The 20,564-nt window shown below is 49.3% G+C and carries 18 protein-coding genes and 1 tRNA gene; 7 read left to right on the forward strand and 12 right to left on the reverse strand.

Annotated features, from left to right (window positions below; genetic code table 11):
• The 7 genes from Mcas_RS13325 to Mcas_RS13350 form a co-directional block, all read right to left on the reverse strand.
• Positions 1-555, reverse strand: a 555-nt coding sequence (locus tag Mcas_RS13325) for an IS1634 family transposase N-terminal domain-related protein (RefSeq protein ID WP_040336050.1), incomplete at its 3' end; no start/stop codon positions are given.
• A 418-nt stretch (positions 556-973) separates the two neighbouring features.
• Complete coding sequence (locus Mcas_RS19320) at positions 974-1,144, reverse strand: type II toxin-antitoxin system RelE family toxin (RefSeq protein ID WP_200873703.1); 171 nt, start codon at positions 1,142-1,144, stop codon at positions 974-976.
• Complete coding sequence (locus Mcas_RS13330; RefSeq protein WP_040336051.1) at positions 1,090-1,374, reverse strand: ribbon-helix-helix protein, CopG family; 285 nt, start codon at positions 1,372-1,374, stop codon at positions 1,090-1,092. Before Mcas_RS13330 ends, Mcas_RS19320 begins: the two co-directional genes overlap by 55 nt.
• 187 nt (positions 1,375-1,561) lie before the next feature.
• A tRNA-Val gene (locus tag Mcas_RS13335) sits at positions 1,562-1,636 on the reverse strand.
• Positions 1,637-1,764: 128 nt separating this feature from the next.
• Positions 1,765-1,965, reverse strand: coding sequence for a hypothetical protein (locus tag Mcas_RS13340; protein ID WP_040336052.1), 201 nt, complete (start codon positions 1,963-1,965; stop codon positions 1,765-1,767).
• On the reverse strand, positions 1,965-3,446 hold the full coding sequence (locus Mcas_RS13345; RefSeq protein WP_040336072.1) for a glycogen synthase: 1,482 nt from the start codon (positions 3,444-3,446) through the stop codon (positions 1,965-1,967). The genes Mcas_RS13340 and Mcas_RS13345 overlap by 1 nt, the downstream gene beginning before the upstream one ends.
• Before the next feature lie 24 nt (positions 3,447-3,470).
• Positions 3,471-4,424, reverse strand: a complete 954-nt coding sequence (locus tag Mcas_RS13350; RefSeq protein WP_040336053.1) for a methyltransferase — start codon at positions 4,422-4,424, stop codon at positions 3,471-3,473.
• Between the two features lie 254 nt (positions 4,425-4,678).
• On the opposite strand from Mcas_RS13350, the gene Mcas_RS13355 reads away from it, so the two are divergent.
• Both Mcas_RS13355 and Mcas_RS13365 read left to right on the forward strand, forming a co-directional pair.
• On the forward strand, positions 4,679-5,467 hold the full coding sequence (locus tag Mcas_RS13355; protein ID WP_040336054.1) for a mechanosensitive ion channel family protein: 789 nt from the start codon (positions 4,679-4,681) through the stop codon (positions 5,465-5,467).
• Positions 5,468-5,842: 375 nt separating this feature from the next.
• Positions 5,843-9,136, forward strand: a complete 3,294-nt coding sequence (locus Mcas_RS13365) for an efflux RND transporter permease subunit (RefSeq protein ID WP_052567478.1) — start codon at positions 5,843-5,845, stop codon at positions 9,134-9,136.
• 148 nt (positions 9,137-9,284) lie between these two features.
• On the opposite strand, the gene Mcas_RS19325 is transcribed toward Mcas_RS13365, so the two are convergent.
• Together Mcas_RS19325 and Mcas_RS13375 are read right to left on the reverse strand one after the other, a co-directional pair.
• A complete protein-coding gene (locus Mcas_RS19325; protein ID WP_052567469.1) occupies positions 9,285-9,569 on the reverse strand; it encodes a type II toxin-antitoxin system RelE/ParE family toxin in 285 nt (94 codons plus the stop codon).
• Positions 9,556-9,792, reverse strand: a complete 237-nt coding sequence (locus Mcas_RS13375; RefSeq protein ID WP_156033377.1) for a hypothetical protein — start codon at positions 9,790-9,792, stop codon at positions 9,556-9,558. Before Mcas_RS13375 ends, Mcas_RS19325 begins: the two co-directional genes overlap by 14 nt.
• Before the next feature lie 550 nt (positions 9,793-10,342).
• Here Mcas_RS13375 and Mcas_RS17040 point away from each other — a divergent pair.
• From Mcas_RS17040 to Mcas_RS18325, 5 genes are all read left to right on the forward strand, one after another.
• Entirely contained in the window at positions 10,343-12,964 is a 2,622-nt protein-coding gene (locus tag Mcas_RS17040) for a protein kinase domain-containing protein (RefSeq protein WP_081853876.1), read from the forward strand.
• Between the two features lie 811 nt (positions 12,965-13,775).
• Positions 13,776-14,288 (forward strand): DUF3800 domain-containing protein, encoded by a 513-nt coding sequence (locus Mcas_RS13385; RefSeq protein WP_200873702.1) that lies wholly within the window; start codon positions 13,776-13,778, stop codon positions 14,286-14,288.
• Between the two features lie 135 nt (positions 14,289-14,423).
• A complete protein-coding gene (miaB, locus tag Mcas_RS13390; protein ID WP_040336057.1) occupies positions 14,424-15,728 on the forward strand; it encodes a tRNA (N6-isopentenyl adenosine(37)-C2)-methylthiotransferase MiaB in 1,305 nt (434 codons plus the stop codon).
• Positions 15,725-16,987: a tRNA (N(6)-L-threonylcarbamoyladenosine(37)-C(2))-methylthiotransferase MtaB gene (mtaB, locus tag Mcas_RS13395; RefSeq protein ID WP_052567472.1), complete on the forward strand. Its 1,263-nt coding sequence runs from the start codon at positions 15,725-15,727 to the stop codon at positions 16,985-16,987. Before miaB ends, mtaB begins: the two co-directional genes overlap by 4 nt.
• A 70-nt stretch (positions 16,988-17,057) precedes the next feature.
• Positions 17,058-17,204: a hypothetical protein gene (locus Mcas_RS18325; RefSeq protein WP_156033378.1), complete on the forward strand. Its 147-nt coding sequence runs from the start codon at positions 17,058-17,060 to the stop codon at positions 17,202-17,204.
• A gap of 486 nt (positions 17,205-17,690) precedes the next feature.
• Here Mcas_RS18325 and Mcas_RS13400 read toward each other — a convergent pair whose 3' ends face one another.
• The 3 genes from Mcas_RS13400 to Mcas_RS13410 form a co-directional block, all read right to left on the reverse strand.
• Positions 17,691-18,941 carry a L,D-transpeptidase family protein gene (locus Mcas_RS13400; protein WP_156033379.1) on the reverse strand — a complete coding sequence of 417 codons (1,251 nt, stop codon included), beginning with the start codon at positions 18,939-18,941 and terminating at the stop codon, positions 17,691-17,693.
• Positions 18,942-19,047: 106 nt separating this feature from the next.
• The gene (cbiB, locus tag Mcas_RS13405) at positions 19,048-20,127 is read right to left on the reverse strand and encodes an adenosylcobinamide-phosphate synthase CbiB (RefSeq protein WP_040336059.1); all 1,080 of its coding nucleotides are present in this window, start codon (positions 20,125-20,127) and stop codon (positions 19,048-19,050) included.
• A gap of 31 nt (positions 20,128-20,158) precedes the next feature.
• Positions 20,159-20,479: a hypothetical protein gene (locus Mcas_RS13410; RefSeq protein ID WP_156033380.1), complete on the reverse strand. Its 321-nt coding sequence runs from the start codon at positions 20,477-20,479 to the stop codon at positions 20,159-20,161.
• Positions 20,480-20,564: the final 85 nt, after the last annotated feature.

A 20,564-nucleotide genomic window follows, 5' to 3' on the forward strand; every position in this document is an offset into this window, starting at 1 on the left:
ATTTTGTTGTCCCTCTAAGTAACTTGATGTCACATCATATAGAAACAAACGGGGAGGTTTGTTATTGTATCTATCCTTGAATAAAGCATCTTCTATGTCATCCTGGTGTATAAAAAGCCAATCAAGAGTTGCATAAAGATTATTTTCATCGTATTCTTTTATTCCCAATACATCTTCTATTTCTTGTCCTCTACCCCATTGACATAAATGTAATCTTGAACTTTGAGTAATTATTCTTCCAATTATCAACAACAAAGCCAGCAATGCCTCTTTTCCTTTTCCAAGTACTTTAGTTATGCCCAACTGATCGGCTAATTGTTTAAACACCCATATCCCTCCAATAGATTTGCCAGATTTGGTTTCTAAATCATCAAGTGAAGATAAAGAATTTCCTTTTAATGCTGTATCAAGGGCATCTACCCGTTGCTTTTCCCACTTGCTTAAATTTAAAATTGTGCGATGTTTTACCTTATCGCCATCTCTATAACTTTCTACCAAGAGAACTGTATAGTATATGCGGTTATTTACTTTTTTTATGTTCCGCTTTATGTGCATCGTGCCTACATAATAACATATAAACAAACATTTGTCAAGCATTAATATAATAATATTCGTCCCTACATAAAAAATAATAGACCTTCGCATTGGCAATATATTCAATGGTTTATACGGATTTTAGAAGGCTATCATCTGGAACTTCCGCTAAAACTTGATTTTATTAGTGAGGCATGGTATAATACATTTCATGATAACTTATTAATATAGCAAAGAATTTTAAAATGTAGACACTATCAATTTTGAATAATCGTTTAGTGTCAAGGGGTTACACGATTTTTTACAGTCAAAACCCAGAACATCCGTTAAATGTGACATTGTCAAGATAAGAATTTACCATTATTGTAGCTAATGCATTGAGTGTTATCTATAAACATCACGTCTATGCCCTATCTTTACAACTAAGACCAGTAGTTCTTCAATATACAACCCTATAATTACCAACCCGGATAGTTCTTAATGCCTTAAAATTACCTCTTAACTGTTTACCAATCTCCGGATTTTCTGATAATTCATCAATTGCATTGATTAGCTTTATTCTATAACCTTTAGGGATGTTGGCAAGTGACCTGTATACTGTTTTATCAATCTTGTATTGAGTAGTTCACTCCTGGCCTGCTCCCAATCAAGATATTCAGTATCGGGGTTTTGCATCGTCTCCAAGGCAATATATAAATCAGTACACTCGTTGAGATAGTAGCTAATGGCTTCTTGAATCAACTGATCCTTAGAACGTCTGGTGCTTCTTGCCAAGACTTCAATCCTTGCCAGCAAGGCAGACTCAATGCAGATTGATGTGGATTCGACAGAAGATTTCATGCCACACTCCTTTTATCGTTATTGTGTTCATTGTCTATAAATATAAAATAGTGGAAAGTACGTATCTTCACCGTGCCCCTCCTTAGACCTCCCACGCAAAGGGGGGCGAGCCACCCCGGGCACAAGGAAGCCCCCTTGACCCCAGAATACGCAACATTAGGGACGGAAGTTCCTGTAAAATTTTTAATGGTGGGCGATACTGGGCTCGAACCAGTGACCTCTGCCGTGTGAAGGCAGCGCTCCACCACTGAGCTAATCGCCCGCCCGTTTATCATTATGACAGCAAGGAAATGTATTTGTCAACCTAAAAATTTCATGGCAATGATATTTACTACCAGTCATCCTCACGCAAAATGGGGTCAAGGGGTCCGTGACCCCTTGCAGGGGGTTCTAAAGGGGGGCAGCGCCGCCCCTTTCTTTCTTCTCTCCTTCTTCCTGAGCTTTGAGGTTGACGGTTGAGTACAGGTGGTAGGCGCAATCTGGGCCTACGAGCTTGACCGCTGCCGAGTATGGGATACGCGCCTTGCCGCTGATGACCATCTTCCGGTAGAGATACTTGAGCCGAATCTGCCGCCCCTTGTCTGTCTCCATCACGACGATTGCCCCCTGCGCTTGTTGATGGCCATTTCGTATAACGCCACATACTTTCTGGCCGCCTTGGTCCACGAAAAACGCTTTGCCATCGCCCTCCGGATCAACCCCTCCATCGTATCCTTCTGATTGTAGTACGTGTAAACGGCCCAACCCACCGTGTCTGCCAACGCTCCAGCCGTAAGGTCGTAGAACTTAAAACCCGTCCCCGTGTTGGCCTCAACATCAAGATTGTCTACGGTGTCATCCAGCCCGCCAACTGCCCTCACTATGGGCAACGTGCCATAACGCATACTGTACATCTGATTTAACCCGCACGGCTCAAACAACGACGGCATCAGGAAAAAGTCTGCACCGGCCTCTATCTTGTGGGCGAGGGCGTTGTCATAACCGATGTAGCATCCAAACTTATCGGGATACTGCCTGGGCAGGTCGCCGAAATAGAAGTTCGCCCACACCTCGCCCGTCCCCAGCAATGCCACCTGGATATCAAGCTCCATCAGCCTGTAAATGGCCTCAGCCAGAACATCGACCCCCTTCTGCTTGACGAGTCTCGTGATCAGCCCGATAATCGGGACATCAGGCCGCACCGGCAGACCAAAACTACCCTGAAGGTCGGCCTTGCAGAGGGCCTTGCCGCTGAGATCGTCTGCGTCGTAGGTGGCAGCGATGAACTTGTCAACCTGTGGGTTCCACTGTTCGTAGTCCACGCCATTGATAATGCCATAGAGGTCGGATGCCCTGTCTCGCAACACGCCGTCGAGTTCAAAGCCAAACTCCGGCGTCTGTATCTGCCGGACATACCCCTCGCTGACGGTGTTGACTATCGTGGCGTGATAGATACCACCCTTGAGGAGGTTGGTGTTGCCGTCCTTTTCAAGTTCCATGTGATTAAAATGCCCCCAACCAACGCCAAGTACGTCCATCAGTCCCTCGTAGAACTCGCCCTGATGCTGGATGTTGTGGATCGTCAGCAGCGTGGCGCTGTTGCCGAGCATCGGCTCATCCCTGTAGTCGGTGTTGATTAGCACCGGTATGGCGGCGGTATGCCAGTCATGGACGTGAATACAATCAGGCTTGAACCCCACTTGCTTGCAGAGTTCCAGGGCCGCACGCGACAGAAATACAAAGCGATTGTCGTTGTCCATGTAGCCATCGCCATTGATGTTTGAATAAAAGCCGCCATCCCGGCTGAAATAATCGTGATGTTCAACGGCGTAGACTGTCCCGCCACACCCGTCCTTGGTATCTATGATCGGACACTGCCACACCGAACAGCCCATCTCACCTATCACACCCATCTGCACCGCAACGTGCCCTGCGGCCAAGGTCATGTCAACCCCCCGCTGCTCAATCGTCTTGTACCTGGGGATAACCACCCTGACGTCGTGCCCCTGTCTGACCAACTCCTGCGCAAGAGAGCCTACCACATCGGCCAGTCCACCCTCCTTGGCAAACGGCACCATCTCCGAGGACACCATTAGTATGTTTAACTTCTTAGACAATTATGCTCTCCTTCCTGTAACAACAACCGTTTCTGTCAAAAGCTGTGCCGTGATATCCTCAAAACCAGCCTCTCTAAGCCACCCCTGCATCTCCATGACGGTATAGCACCTGCCCTCTTCGGTGGCAACCAGCATGTTTATCGAAAACATGGCGCTATCAAAGGGCTGCGTCATGTTGTCCTCGATATAGAACTCGTGGATGACGATCCTGCCATTGGGATTTAAGGCATCTTTTGTACATTTTATCAGCTCCCTGCACTGTGGGACCGAGCTTGAGTGCAGCACCTGACTGATAATGGCCAGGTCATAACCACTTCCGATGGAGTGAGTCGTAAAATCCCCCGGCAGGAACCTTATACCCTCAACACTGGCCCCCCTGATGACCTCCGCTGCAATATCGATGGTCTCCTGTCTGTCAAATAGTGTGATGGCAATCCCTCGCCTTGCCATCTCCATCGCGTAGGTGCCGGGACCGCCTCCGATGTCAATGGCGCTGGAGACACCACCTAAGTCTATGACATCAAACAACTCCCTGACCTTGAGTGAGGCAATGTTGTGCATCCCCATGATGAAGGCGCTCTGGTCGTGCGCCACGCGGTTTGGCTTGCCGGTTCTCACGACGTCGTCCAGGCCGGACCAGTTGCTCCAGAGGTTATCGTGGTGGCTGATGATGTCCACCTGCGACAGGGGGCTGTCGCTTACAAGGCACTGGTTTGCCAGGGGAGAGTTGACGTAGCGTGTTTCGTCCTTTGTCACCAGCGCCATCGACACAAGGGCATCGAGGAGGATCGTTGTGGCACGCTCATCGGTACCGAGGCATTGCGCTGCCTCCTGCGCCGTTGTCGGTTCGGTGAGCCGGTCAAAGACCCGCAGGTTGGTGGCGGTAAACAGCACCCTGCTCTTGCGGTATGCACCCATGTAGTCCTTTAGCAATGCTAATTGTTCCATATCCATATAAACTTTCATCTCCTTAATAATTCACGTTACACACGGCAATGTCTGTAATACACTGAAACTTGCTTAAATTATTCATGGTTATTCTACCATATTTCTAATATGCTTTTGCGTAGCGTGAGATTGTAAAATTTATGTACTTAGACAAACAGACTCTTTTGCCTGCGTGAATCTCGCTATTGTTTTTTTGCTTGTGTTTATGATATCCTTAATGGCGATGGCTGTAGAAGCTTAAAAATATCAATGGAGGTAATATGGGTGATGTGCATGTTTATTTAGACAAGGCTGTTGGGTTACTGATGCTCTATGCACCAAAATTCTTGCTGGCGATAGTTGTTTTGCTTCTGGGACTGAGGGTGATCAAGGTATTTGTGGGTGGCGTGATGCGGGCCATGACTCTGGGCAAGTTGGAGCCTTCGTTGCAGTCGTTTTTGGGGAGCCTGCTGGGGATATTATTAAAGGTCTTGCTTTTTATCAGTGTTGCCTCGATGATTGGTATTGCTACGACGTCGTTTGTGGCCATACTTGGAGCTGCGGGGTTGGCTGTTGGATTGGCCTTGCGTGGAAGTCTGGCCAACTTTGCCGGAGGGGTCTTAATCTTGTTCAATAAACCTTTTAAGGTTGGTGACACTATTTTGGCCCAGGGGTTTACGGGTAAGGTAGAAGAGGTGCAGATATTTCATACGGTCATTGTTACCTCTGACCACAGGACGATTATCATCCCTAACGGCCCACTATCAGGTGGGGTAATTGCAAACCTCTCAACGGCAGCACAGCGGCGTGTGGATATGACGTTTAAGATCAACTGTGGTGATGACTTCCAGAAACCCAGGGATCTATTAAAAAACCTGATGATGATGGATAAACGCATCCTGAGTACCCCGGAGCCAACCATCACGGTCGCTGAGTTTAACGACGGCACGGCAAAATTCGAGGTAAACGTCTGGTGCAATACGACGGATTATGCAAGCATCGTAAGCGATATGTCGGAGATCGTCAAGGTCTCATTTGACAAAATAAGTATGAAGATAGCCTTTCCGTAGTTTTTTTTACAGACAGTGATAAAAACAGCTCCCTTATGAAGATGGAACCCTCAGCCCCACCAACAAGGGAATCAGTCCCCTTTAACCCTATATCGGAATTGACGTGATAGAAATACCTGGCTCTTCATTTTTTCTTCAACTTGTTATGCTTTACTATATGTAATAGTAGCACAAATAACAATTAAGGAGGATGCTTATGAAAAAGTATCAGGTGTTAGTTGCAGCAAGCTCTTGCACCCCCGCAGGATGGGGTCAAGGGGGCTGGCGGGTGGTTTTGCAGGTGAGGTCTGAGGAGGGGGTAAGGCACCCCCGCCATAAAAGGGGCGGAGCCGCCCTCCTTCTTTTTTTGTCTTTCTCTTTGGTTTTTTGTTTATAATGATAGCGAAGATAATAGAGATAAGCGCACGCAATAAGTTTGCGGTGGTGCTGCTGGTTGGCTTTTTGGCTATGTGGGGGTACTGGGCGTTTATGAACACCCCGCTGGATGCCATACCGGACCTCAGCGACACGCAGGTCATCATCTACACCGAGTGGATGGGCAGAAGCCCCGACCTTGTAGAGGACCAGGTCACGTACCCGATAACGTCCACGCTGCTTGCCGCACCTAAGGTCACCGCCGTCAGGGGATTTTCCTTCCTTGGCAGCTCGTTCATATACGTGATCTTCGCCGAGGGGACGGACATCTACTGGGCACGCAGCAGGGTGCTTGAGTACCTCCAGGCGGTGCGCGCCAAGCTGCCCTCCGATGCCAACCCCACCCTGGGGCCTGACGCAACAAGCCTCGGATGGGGATTCTCATACGCCGTGGTCGATGAAACCGGACAACACGATCTGGCCCAACTGCGCAGCATCCAGGACTACAACCTCAAGCTCGCCATCGAAAGTGTTGCAGGTGTGTCGCAGGTGGCAAGCATCGGCGGATTCGTCAAACAGTACCAGGTGACCATCGATCCAAACCGACTACTGGCCTATAACATCCCTATCACCAAAATCATGGACGCCATACGCAAGAGCAACCGCGACGTCGAAGGACGCGTGATCGAGTTCTCCGGCGTAGAGTACATGGTCAGGGGCAGGGGATACATCAGGGACATCAGCGACATCGAAAACATCCCCCTTGGAACAAGCGCAGAGGGTACGCCTCTGTTGCTCAAGGACATTGCCCGCATCCAACTTGGCCCTGAGATACGTCGCGGATTGGCCGAACTCGATGGCAAGGGCGAGGTCGCAGGGGGCATCGTCATTGTACGCTTTGGCGAAAACGTCCTCAGCGTCATAGACAGGGTCAAGGACAAGATTGCTAGAGACATCAACCCCTCGTTGCCGCAGGGCGTCAAGATTGTCGTGACATACGACAGGTCTGAACTCATACGCGCTGCAATCTACACGCTCAAGGAGGAGATCATAAAGCTCACCGTAGCCGTCAGTGCAGTCTGTATAGTGTTTCTGTTTCACCTGCCAAGCGCCCTGGTTGTGATACTCACGCTACCAATAGCCATATTGATGTCGTTTATACTCATGTACTACATGGGTGTTACCGCAAACATAATGAGCCTCAGCGGAATAGCCATTGCAATTGGTGCTATGGTGGATGCCTCGATCATTATGGTTGAAAACGCCCACAAGAAGCTCGAAGAATGGGGTGCGGCTGCACCAGCGACAAAAGGGCATCCTGGCAACAGAGTTGATGCTATAATTGCCGCAGCCGTAGAGGTGGGGCCGTCGTTGTTCTTTGCGCTGCTGGTGATAACGGTTGGATTCTTCCCGGTGTTTACTTTGCAGGCACAGGCTGGGAGGCTCTTTAAGCCGCTGGCGTACACCAAGACGTTTGCGATGCTCTTTGCGTCGTTTCTGGCCGTGACGCTCACCCCCATGCTCATGACCATCTTTATCAGAGGCAAGATACGCCCGGAGGAGAGAAACCCTATCAGCATCGTCCTTCACAAGCTGTACGAGCCGATAGCGAGCCTGGCCTTACGATTCAGAAAGACGGTGATATTCATAGCCGTGGTGATTCTGGGCTTAACGGCGTATCCGTACATGAAGTTGGGAACGGAGTTCATGCCGCCGTTGTATGAGGGGACGCTCTTTTACATGCCGGTGACGGTGCCGGGGGCGTCAATCTCTGAGGCCGCGCGGCTATTGCAGATACAGGACAGGCTGATCAAGTCCGTCCCCGAGGTAGCCCAGGTCTTTGGCAAGGCGGGCAGGGCGGAGACGGCCACAGACCCCGCGCCTGTTGAGATGTTTGAGACCGTCATCAACCTCAAGCCAGAGGCTCAGTGGCGCACGGGCATGACCGTCGATAAGCTAAGGGACGAACTCAACGAAAAGCTGACCATCCCCGGTGTGGCAAACTCCTTTACGATGCCCATAAAGGCACGCCTGGACATGCTCTCAACCGGGATAAGGACGCCCGTTGGCATAAAGATACTCGGGGCAGACCTCGCCGTGATAGAAAAGATCGGCCTGCAACTTGAAACCCTCCTAAAGGACATTCCAGGTACGAGGAGTGTCTACGCCGAGCGTGCGACGACGGGCTTCTTCCTGGACTTCCGTGTCAAGCGTGCCGAGGCTGCCAGGTACGGCCTGACGGTTGACGACGTCCAGGAGGTCATCCAGTCTGCCATTGGCGGTATGAATCTCACAACCACCGTCGAAGGCAGGGAGCGGTACACGGTCAATTTGCGATATCCGCGCGGGTTTAGGAACTCCATAGAGAGTCTCAATCGGGTGCTTGTGCCGTTGATGCCTGGCACCGTCGGGGGAGCAGCAGGGGGCTCGGCACCCTCCGGAATGGGTGGTGGTTCATCGGCGGTGGGGGCTTCCTCAATTGCACAGGTGCCACTGGGGCAGCTTGCAGACATCGCCATTGTCAAGGGGCCTGGTGGCATAAAGAGCGAAGAGGGAATGTTGACGGCATACGTATACATAGATTTCTCGGGCCGTGACGTTGGCGGGTATGTCAACGAGGCCAGGGCAAAGGTTGCGTCGCTTGAGATACCCACCGGTTACAGGCTTGTCTGGAGCGGTGAGTATGAGTATCTTGTCAAGACGCATGAGAGGCTGAAGATAGTTTTACCGTTGACGGCGTTTATCATTTTTGTGCTAATCTACTTTAACACCAAATCGTTTACCAAGACCTTGATTGTGTTATTGGCGGTGCCATTTTCGTTGGTAGGGTCTTTTTGGTTGTTGTACCTGTTGCATTACAACATGAGCATAGCGGTTTGGGTGGGTTTGATAGCTCTTGCCGGTTTGGATGCCGAAACCGGGGTCGTAATGCTGTTGTATTTGGAGCTTAGTTACGAAGAATGGCAGAGCAAGGGGTTGCTTGTGGGCAGGGCTGCTCTGCGTGAGGCGATCATGCACGGGGCGGTCAAGCGGATACGGCCCAAGATAATGACGGTAAGTGTGATACTTGCCGGTCTGGTGCCGATCATGTTCAGTCACGGAGCCGGCTCCGACGTCATGAAGCGCATCGCAGCCCCGATGGTTGGCGGCGTGGTGACATCGACCATCCTGGAGCTGATAATTTACCCGGCTATTTACATGATCTGGAAGGGCAGAGGACTGGACAAAGAAGAAGAAAGGGTCGGCTCTGGCCCCCTTCAGAACCCCCCGCAAGGGGAGGGGCGAGGCGCCCCGGCCGGAAAGAAGTCCCCTTGACCCCATTATGCGGGGGGTTGGTGGTTGGGTTGTAGCGTTGGTGGAGGGTCGGAGGGAAGGATGAAGGGTCGTCCCGACAATTGAGCCAGGGGGCGCTGCCCCCCCTTCATCCGTTGCCAGCCTTCGGCAAAGTAAGCTATTACCTCATTTAATACACCTCATCATGGTCACCGATATCACGCAGGTGAATAATGTTGTCGGATAATGTAAATACAATCCTCAATCCGTGTGTAAGAGAACATGCGTATTTACCTTTATGTATGCCGGTAAGTTGATGTGTTTTTAACGGTGGTGAAAATGGGTCTGATATCAGTCGATGCAAGATATCTTTGTACGTTTGTGAAAGGGCTGGATTTTTGTTGAATAGTTTTTTTACCTTTTTAGCAAAGACTTTTTCAATCCTGATTACAACAGGCGTATCACTCCTTATCATCTTCTATGTTATAGATAGCCTGCATGACTTCATCTATGGAGTTACATTCTATATAATCAGGGTTGGCTTCAATTTCACTCAATCTCTTGACAAACGCATCGTGTTTTTGTTCTTTTTTTCTAAGCGAGATGACGTAATTGCTTATCTCATTAAGAGACTTCTCCGACATGTCAATAAGCATCGCGTTGATATGATTGATAATAACACCTGCTTCTTCACTCATAGGATTAGTATAACATGGCAAAGGGCTGATTGTCCATTAGGTCGGGTCAATCTTTGGTAACACCGTCAATAGCACCTCGTTGCATGAGAAGTCGGTGGGGTAGTCCTGTAGAGGTAGTGATACTATTCTTTGGTGGTTTTTCCTAATCAGGTATTTAATGCTGTTTTTAAAGATGGATTCCCACTTTCGTGGGAATGACATGGACTATTGAATAATGAGGGTTTAGTCTACATGCATCACTACTTGTACAGGACTACCAAACATAGTTCTGATGTAACAATAACAGCAACCCCTGACCCCGGCTCAACCCTGGCAGACTTCAATTGCAATTACTGGTACAAAGAGCGTAATAGTTGTCGTGTAAATATGTATAGAGATGAAACGATAACATTCACCTTTGATAAGAAGTAAAGCCAGAGACCATGCCATAAAACCTACAGGCAACGGCAGTGGAGTAAGGATGCACAATCCCTCCACTGCACAATTGCTGTTCGTCCTCTTGACCTCATTATTTGCAATCCTTTATACTTAACTTGAAATATGCAGACTTATGTCCGAACGCTTAATGCAGATGCAAGAAGAACCTGACAACCACCAACTCCCCGGTGACGCCACCATCGTGGAGGCTGACAAGACCCTGCGCGAAGAACGCACCATTGTACAACGGAGGTCACCCGCCGCAGAGGCATCCCACGGCTCACCTCAGCCCCTGCGAAAGTTCCAGGGCTACACTATCATAAAGGCATTTCCGGCCAAGGGGGCAGAGGCAGACATATACCTGGTCAGACAGGGGGAAAGCGACCTTGTCCTGAAGCTGTACAGATTGGGCATGATCCCTGGAGTTGACGTACTAAAGAAGGCCCAGCAGTTTAGCGCAATGTTCCCAGAGCATGTCGTATCGATCAAGGACTATGGCCTTGACCGCAGATCGGGACGATGGTACGAAATACAGGAATATGCACGATACGGTTCACTGAGGGAGTATCTGACACACAAACCCGACACACCACTATTGCTAAACATAATCGTGGAGATATCCGAGGCACTCCGGGCGCTGCACAACAACGACATCATGCACCGCGATCTCAAGCCATCCAACATCCTGGTTAGAGAGACAGACCCCGTGGTGTTGGTGTTTACCGATTTCGGCGTTTCGTCGGTCATAGACGCCGAACACTCAAAGAAATTCACCGACGTCAAGGGGACTCCGCTGTACTGGGCGCCGGAGGCCTTTACGGGCGTCGTTGGACCAAAGGCGGACTGGTGGTCGTTTGGGATGATCGTCCTTGAGCTGCTGTTGGGAAGACATCCGTTCAGCAACCTTGCCACCAACGTGATCATGTACACGCTTGCCACCAACGGGGTGGAAATACCATGGGATATCCCCCCGGACTATGCCCTGCTGTTGCGGGGCCTGTTGACACGCAACCCGCAGAGACGCTGGGAGTATCAGCAGGTCAGGGCATGGCTCGACGGCAGACGGGACATCCCGGAGTACTACGATGGCCAACAGGGCGACAAGCAGGGATACCAGGTACCGTTTTCTACCGGCGAGCGGGAGTTTCATTCCCTGTCGGAACTCCTGGAGGGCTTCATAGAGAGCGAAACCGCATGGCAAGATGGCATCACATGTATGCAGCGCAGATACGTCTCAAAGTGGCTGTCCAAAAACGACCAGTTCGGTCTCGCCCTCAGGATAGAAAAGATGTTTGAACGCTCAGACATAGACCCCGACCTTGCCCTGATGACGGTCATCTATACGTTTAACAAGACCCTGCCATTTGCCTTCTACGGCAAATTGATAACCCCGCAAAACCTCTACCTGTATGCGGCACGAATCATCCAGGGCACTGAAGCCAGCGCCGAACGCCTCGTGATAGACAACCTCCTCTGCGGCAAACTCCTCGATTACTACAGGCATTACGTAACCCTGACGCAAAACAGGGATGACACCATGTACAGACTCCTGGAAAGTCTTACGCAGGTCTTTGCAAGGGAGGCCACCTATGAGGGCAAACTCCAACAGATAATGACGCTTAACGTCCTGCTGCAACCGGATAAGTATATAATCCCCATCAGCATAAAACAAGACCTGTTCAACAAGGCAGACCTCGTTGATCTGTACAGCAACAGCTTTATAACACGGGATGAATATGCCCGATTCTCCACGGATTTCATCCTGCCCCTGCGGCTGCAACAGGACATCCAGGGCGATGACCTCCCACGCTACAAGAGGGGTGTGCAGCAGTTGCGCTATATGCAAGACAACGCACTGTTCATAAGGGAAAACGACATAAAGACGCTTGCAGTGCAATATATGATCCCGATGGATATCCTTTCCGCCCTGTACGGTGACGGCTTTGATTCCTACGTTGAGGCCATGCAGCAGCTCAAACAATTGCAGGAAGACGCCGTCCTCGTTGACCGGAGTGAGTACCGGAAACTGCAAGAGAGTTGCCTGCTGCCTGTTGAGATTACGGAGGGTGTTGCCGCCATGCAGATTGCACCGTACACGGAGGCGGCAAAAAGGCTTCAGGAACTTAAACGAGACAACCTGTTCCTGACCCCGACAGAGGTCAAGACCTATGCCGTTAATCATCCGGGGGTCTTTGACTATATAGATGGCGTAAGCGACGCCCTGCAAAGGGACTATCCAACACATGTAAGGTCCATGATAGCGCGTAACTGGCTCAAACGCATCGCAACCAACAAGACCTACACGCAGAAATACATAACCCTGGCCAGATTCATCCGCAACAAGGTTGACCCCTCCAGGCTTCCGCTCTTGATTCGTATTGACGGCGAACTCGATGAGGCGCTTAAGTACCTCACGCGGGATACTTCCTACCTGTACGACTCCAGGTACAACGAGTACGTTGCGTTAAAAAAGCTCAATGCATATATAGAGGGGCTACTACAGGCAATGTTCAAGTGGGAGGGCTACGACCGGGTCATAACGGACGAACTTATGGAAAGCGTCCTGAGCATATCCAGGGCAATCGAAAAGAAGGCCGAAAAGTTTAGCAAAGCCAAGGGACTATTTGGCCTTATAATCAATGAGACAATAAAAGGCACGCTCGATGAATCCACGTTTAACAAGGTGTGTGTGGATATATACGTAAGGCATCAGATGAGAATTGATATTTGCAATACCCAACATGGGGGTGCATAAGACAAGTTTGTTACTGTAAATATTTCTGCGATGATAGTAAGGTTAAACATTAAGCAGATACGGGGGTAGCGTTGTCATCAAAAAGTCTTGTTGTTATTTTTATTTTGTCGGTGGTTTGTATTTTTTACTTTTGTTATTAGCAAATAACAAACTCATACGATTATTATTACCTGTTTTAACCATGAAGGTTTTGACTGTTCCTTCATAGCGTTTACTGTGTAAGCCGTGTGCATAATATAGGTTGGCATGAGCAGCATCCAAATCCAAAAAACACAGCATTAATGCTTACTTTTAACCGTTTATGAAAGTGGCAGCTCCCCCTTAAGACACCCTGCAAGGGGAGGGGCGAGGCGCAATCTTGTCGCAGCCCCGGACACGAAGAAGTCCCCTTGACCCCGTAAAAATGCCACCTAATTTTGTATTTAATCCAATCGAAATTTGCTATAATTAAGAATAGAACAAGAAACAAATTTTTGAAAATAGATAATCTTATATGCTAAAATAATCTTGAGCGGTTGGGAGGGTTGCCTTTTGCAGTCCGCTGAGACAGATGTCTCGCCTGGCCGCCTTAACTCCTAAAAGATGTATTTACTGTATTTAGATGATTCTGGCTCCGTTAAAAATGCCTCTGACAGAGAGGTCATTTTAGGAGGTTTGTGTTGTTATGAACAAACCCCATTCTATCTAAGTGGCAAATTGGATTCTCTGGCAAATGAAGTATGGCCTGAGAACCCTAAAAGTTTAGAGTTTCGTGGTGTTAATATTTTCAGCGGCAAAGAACATTGGCGAGGAATAGAGAAAGATAAAAGGCTTGAAACTTATAAAAAAAGCTCTATCTTTTTTGGAGCAGAGCAAAAATATAAAGCTTTTTGGTGCTGTCATAAACAGGGTGGCTTTGTCACCTGGAGATCCCATGAAATACGCTTTTGAGCAATTAGCCAGTAGATTTGACCAATATCTTACTCGTATCTATAAAAAAGGAAATTCACAGCGTGGCCTTATCATTTTAGACAAATCAACCTATGAAACCTCCATTCAAATGCTTGCGAGTGAATTTAGGGATGTTGGGCATAGATGGGGGCATAGATTGGTAAATATGTCTGATGTTCCGCTCTTTGTTGATTCCAAAGCAACAAGGATGGTTCAATATGCTGATATGATAGCATATGCGCTACGACGATATTATATTAACCATGAACAAGAATATTTTGATATCATATCGAAGAAGTTTGATAACGAAGGCGGAGTAATACATGGCCTTGTTCATTTCACTTTTCCCAAATCCGCCTGCCAATGTATAGTATGTTTGCAGAAACTGAATTAAACTTTCAACATTATGACTGAGTGTAAAAGCAGATTAGACAATAATTCCAGAACACCAACTAAAAATTTATGCACCCTTTTCCTTTGTTTACGTTGACATAAGATGGTCAGTTGTGGTAAAAAAGTATCTATAGCGATGCAGACAAAGAGACTCGCACATCTACACACGTGGGGTTGCCAGATGAACTCGCACGACACGGAAAAGATAGCAGGTATCCTGAAAAGTCAGGGGTATACCCTTACGGCTGACCCGGAGAGCGCCGAACTGATAATCCTCAACACGTGCAGTATCAGGGAAAAGGCCCGCCACAAGTTTTACAGCTACCTGGGCTACCTTGCCCGCCTGAAAAAAAAACGGCCACGGGTCAGAATAGGCGTCACGGGTTGCATTGCCCAACAGGAGGGCAGCCACATCCACGACCTCAACAAGGCGGTGGACTTTTCCTTTGGCCCGCAGAACATCATGAAATTGACCGACTTGCTGGGTTCGGAGTCGTTCCAGGCAGCGATTGAGGACAACGATGCCATTGCAACAACCGACCTTCCGGCAGAGAGGGACAACGGCATCAGGGCACTGATCAGCATCATGTATGGATGCAATAACTTCTGTAGCTACTGTGTTGTCCCCTACACCAGGGGCAGGGAGAGGTCAAGGCCATACGAAAACATCCTCAGTGAAATAACCACCCTGGCCGCCAACGGCTACAAGGAGGTCACACTGATTGGACAAAACGTCAACTCCTACGACGGCGGATGCTCATTTGCCCGGTTGCTGCATCTGATAGACAAGGTCGAAGGCATCAGGCGGGTGCGCTTTATAACGTCGCACCCCAAGGACTTCACGGACGAGCTGATACAGGCGATGGCGGAGCTTGACAGTGTCTGCCGCCATGTGCATCTGCCCATGCAGTCGGGTTCCTCGCGGGTGCTGAACCTTATGAACAGACGATATGACTATGAAACGTATACAGATAAGGTCAGACGCCTGCGATTGAGCGTCCCCGATGTTGCCGTCACCTCCGACATAATAGCGGGCTTTCCCGGTGAGAGCGACGATGACCACGCACAAACGGTAAGCGCACTTAAAGAACTCGAATTTGACGGCATCTTTGCCTTTAAGTACTCCGTGCGACCAAACACGAAGGCTGCCCTGATGACGGACCAGGTGGCAGAGGACGTTAAGTCGGCAAGGCTGCAGGAGATACTTGGATGTCAGGACGTCATCACGGAGAGGAAAAACAAGGCCATTGAGGGCACCGTGATGGAGGTGCTCGTTGAGGGCAGAAGTGAGACGACCCCAAATATGTGGGTTGGCAGGAGCAGTACCAACAAGATTGTTAATTTTCTCTCCGGGGACGACCTCAAGTCAGCCCTGTTTTTGAACGTCCGCATAGTGAAGGCCAACAGGCACACACTTGAGGGCGAGGTGACGGGTGAATGAGGTTTTGCGTTCTCACCCTGGGGTGCAAGGCCAACCAGGCGGAGAGTTCGGCCATTGAAGGGCAATTCCTCAAGCAATCGCACGTCCCTGTCACCGTCAACGAGCACCCCGACGTCTGCATCATAAACACGTGCAGCGTTACCGCTAAGAGCGATTATCAATCCAGACAGCTCATAAGACGTGCCATCAAGGCCGGTTCAAAGGTGTTTGCCACCGGCTGCTACTCCGAGCTCAACAGGGATACCCTCCGTGCAATAAGCGAAGATATCACCGTCATCGGCAACAAGGACAAGTTGCTGCATTTTTCAGACGCCGCCTTTGCAGAGGCCAGGACAGTTGCCCCCGTTGTCGCCAACAGCGGCAGGAGCAGGGCACTGTTAAAGATACAGGATGGTTGTAATGCCGGTTGTTCCTACTGTATCATCCCTCAAAGCCGGGGACGGTCAACCAGCAGACAGGTCGCTGACATTATCGACGAGGTCGGAAGACTTGTTACGGAGGGCTACAACGAGGTCGTTTTGACGGGCATCCATATAGGGTACTATGGCCTGGACCTGGTGCCACAGACGACGCTCTCGTACCTGGTGGAGTCGATCCTCGACAACACGACCGGGATAAAGGTTCGGTTGACGTCCCTTGAGGTCAGCGAGTTTACCGGCAAGTTGCCGGGACTGCTGAGACATCAGAGGCTATGCAGACATGTTCACATCCCGCTTCAGAGCGGCGACGATCAGATACTCGTTGACATGCACAGGGGATACCGCACGGACGACTTTAAGAGACTGCTTCTGGATATCCACGGGGACATTGACAACGCAGCCATTGGCACGGACGTAATCGTCGGTTATCCCGGCGAGGACGATGCGAGTTTTGGTAGGACATATGACCTCCTTGCCGGATTGCCGCTGACGTACATGCACGTTTTTCCGTTTTCACCCAGGCGGGGGACGCGTGCCTTTGCTCTGCCGGCACAGGTCGATAAACAGACAAAGAAGCAGCGGGCATTGCTGTTGCGGCAGTTGTCCGAACGCAAGAAGGCTGCCTTTATGGCCAGGCAGGTGGGGCGCATCCTGCCGGCAATCGTTGAAAAGTCCGATGGTGCCCTATATCAGGCAACCACCGACAACTACCTGAAGGTTGAATTCCGGACCTCCGACGGTGATGGTGTGGTGGCGGAGAGGGGGCTTGTGAGCATAGAGATTACAGGCGTCAAAAACGGTTCGCTACAAGGCGCTCAGGCCACAAAGAAGTCTCCTTGACCCCATGACGCGCAGGCTTGGCTTTAAAGTATTTTTTTTATATTTCATGATAACTATACTTTAGGGACTCATGAAAGACAGCAATACCATAATCATTGCCCACAGGCTCTCAACCATCAGAAACGCCGACAGGGTAATCGCCATAGAAAATGCTACGGTACAATCCCTCCGACCCGATGCTGTCAAGTGCATGAGTTGTGAGCGAACCTCGATGTAACGGTTTGACCCTGAGCTTGTAACTCACGCCAGTTCTACAATCTTCTCCCAATCATTTAATGAATGAGCCTCTTGCAAAAAGAAACCAAAACTCACTAAAAATATCTGCCCTACCCTCATCAATGAGGTCTAAATTTTTTTAGGTTCCTTCTTACTTCATGTGGGTAACTCAACTTAAGGTTAGCGACCAACGGGAGCGGGTAGTATAATCTACCGCATTGTTCTTTATAGGCTTTCCCTCGAAGACATTGGAGACTATAGGCAACATGACAAGGCTTACCATTTCTCCTTCCCTACTGCCCATACATGGGGTTGTTGATTCTACCCACTCAAAATCCGCAAGAGCCATTATAACTTTATATGACCGAAAATAACAAATACCATGTGGCTATCGTACTTGACGAAAACTGCCTCAAACTCCCGTAAGGATTAGGCCAAGTTGTCAGCGCTCCCGGCATAAAATGGGGCCGGCCCCCAGTACTTATCCCTATCCTGCCCGCCAGCTCTCAGAGACAATCTCGTACTCACCCGGACAACCCTCCAGTATGAGTGTCTTTATGCCGTTGTCCGATACGGTGTCTGAGCTGTAGCGCTGCTTGAAGGTCACCTGCACCTTTCTCGATGTCAGGGGGGTTATATGGATATCGCCGATATCAACCTTTATAGACCTGGCTCCTTTGAATAAGCCTTTCTTGTGTGCCTTCCACTGCTTGTAATTCATACTGTCGGAGTAAAACGCATGGCTGTAAAAGTCCATGTATCTATCAATGTCTCTGGTCTGCCAGCTGCGTTGCCATCTTTCTATCATGGATTGCACATACTGAGTCAGGAGTGAATTGACATCGGCCTCCTCAAACTCCTCTGCTATGACCCTGTGGTCTTTGCTTTTGTCCACCTTGAGGTAGAGCTTTTTGGTCCCATACGACAGGAGGTTACTGGCACAGTAGAGCTGGTTGAACTTGTACATGAGGTCTGTGGAGTTTTGCGTAAATATGCTGACCTCGGAGGTTATGACCCTTCTGTCGGGATAGGACTTCATCAGCAGTTTCTTTTTATTCAGATAGCTCTTAACGCTTAGGCCGTCGGCTCCCTTGAAGTTTGTGTCAAAAAAGCTGGCATAGCCCTCAAAGTCACCCTTTTCCCAGGACGAAATGAAACCCTTAAATATATCGAAGTAGGTCTTTCGCTTTTCCCTGTATTGATCTGGATTAAGGAAATCAAGGGTACTGGAGATTACAACCGGCGTATCCGGTTCTACGTATGGCCTGATACTGTCAAAGTCGGGGTTCTGCAGCGAAACACACCCCTTGGTCCGTTCATCGGTGCGATTGGGTCCCCTGCCATGGATCCATATGCCGTGGCCTGTTTTGCCCTTGTTTCTGTCAACGATGTTTGGATAGTTCAGGGTGTATGCGCCCTCGCCAAAGAGAGACCGGTCCAGCTTTTCAGGGGGGATGTACTTGGTGACGAAATAAATACCTTCCGGTGTTTTACGGTCGCCCTCCCTGAGTTTGTCGCCGACGTTTTTACCTGTCAGGACGCTTAACTTCCTTGATATTTCCGGGATGTTGTCTTTGACCTCTGCAATGTACATATTATCCGTGCTTTTGTCCACGAGCAATACGTTAAATGCCTTGTCTGAATCCGTAAATACGTTACCGGATAACAACTCCTGTTGCCCATTTTGATTGTCATTTTGCCGGCCTTGTACCTTCCCCTGACTCTTCTGATACCCCATAGAGCGGTTGCACACAAAAACGGTAATCACCAATATAAGCAAAACCAACGTATATCGTCTCACTTAATCTACCTTGACTGCTCCATAGTTAATAGTTAATTGTTGCCTACTTGTACATTGTCCCGATACCAGCTACAGCAACGGCAATCACACCCGATACCAGAAGCCCTGTCACAGCCACAACCCTGACAATCAGGAGGGCGTTTCCAATTTTTTGCACAGCCGTTGTTGCGGTATCGTTTCCTATAAAGGGCTTTTCAACAAGCACACCGGCATAATAGGACGGCCCACCGAGTCTGACATTCAAAGCCCCGGCAATTGCCGCCTCCGGCATCCCGGCATTGGGACTTGTATGCTTGCTGCCATCACGCACAAGCACCCTTATGCCCTCAATAAAATTAAAGTCTTTATATGCAAACATCTGCTCTTTTGTAACAGAATAGTATAACATGTGCATTACCTTCAACACAAGGGCGCCCAGGCATATTAAGATTGCGGTTATGCGTGCAGGTATAAAGTTTGCGATGTCGTCAACCCTGGCCCCGATGCGTCCAAAGTAGAAGTAGTTCTTGTTTTTGTAGCCGATCATGGAGTCGATGGTGTTGACTGCCTTATAGGCAAAGGCCAGCTCTACACCCCCGATGGCAAAGTAGAACATGGGTGCAATGATAGCATCTGAGGCGTTTTCTGCAAGCGTTTCGATTGCTGCCCTGATGACGCCGTCTTCCGTGAGGGGTTGTGTATCTCTGCCTACGACATGTGCAAGGCTTGCCTTGGCTCCACTGAGATCTCCAGCACGGAGGCATCGGTAAACGTCTGAGACCGCTGCAAGCAGTCCGTGTGTTGCAATGGCAAAGGAGCCGATTACCCCCAGGCAGAGGTCGTAGTAAGAAAGCCCCGGCAATAAGTTATGCACTGGCGGGCACTTCTTAAGCGGAGACAGGACAACTCCCGTCAGGGTAAGCATGGCAACGTAGGTCAAGCCAACCACCGATATGGTCAATATGCCACCGAGTAATACCTCCATCGCCGGCCTGCTTGAGAGGCTCCTGAGCAGTCTCTCGTGTGCGGAGATAACACGACCTATGAGACTGATTGGGTGGGGCAGCCACCGCGGGTCCCCCAACAGTGCATCAATGGCAAAGGCAAGCAGCAAGATTGTCGGGGGCGTTAGGTATCCGTCCATGATTCATTGCATCTTTTCTGAAAGTGTTGTCTTACCTGAGCATACCTATAAGGTTCGCTCTTACTTCGTCTATCGTATCAGACCTCTTTATCAGGACCTTCAACCGGTTAAGTTTTTCTAAGGTGTCAACCTTTTTAACCAATTCCATAAGTTCAAGACCCATAGCGCCATACTTAATCTCAAGTGCCATTTCCATCCCCTCAAGCAAACCCTCACGTTTACCCTCAAGCAAGCCCTCTTGCTTGCCCTCCAAAAACATCTCACTTTCCCTTATGTCAAATGTTATCGGCATGTTCTCTACCGGTAGCACTCCAATCAACCGTGGATTTGGGGTGCTACCTAATGCATTCATATTCTTATATTATAGCAGATTTAGATTGGACAACACTACAACATATGTAGCAGCACCCTCCTTTACTTCTCTGCCCCGATTTAAG

It is taken from the genome of Candidatus Magnetobacterium casense, assembly GCF_000714715.1.
Taxonomy (GTDB): domain Bacteria; phylum Nitrospirota; class Thermodesulfovibrionia; order Thermodesulfovibrionales; family Magnetobacteriaceae; genus Magnetobacterium; species Magnetobacterium casense.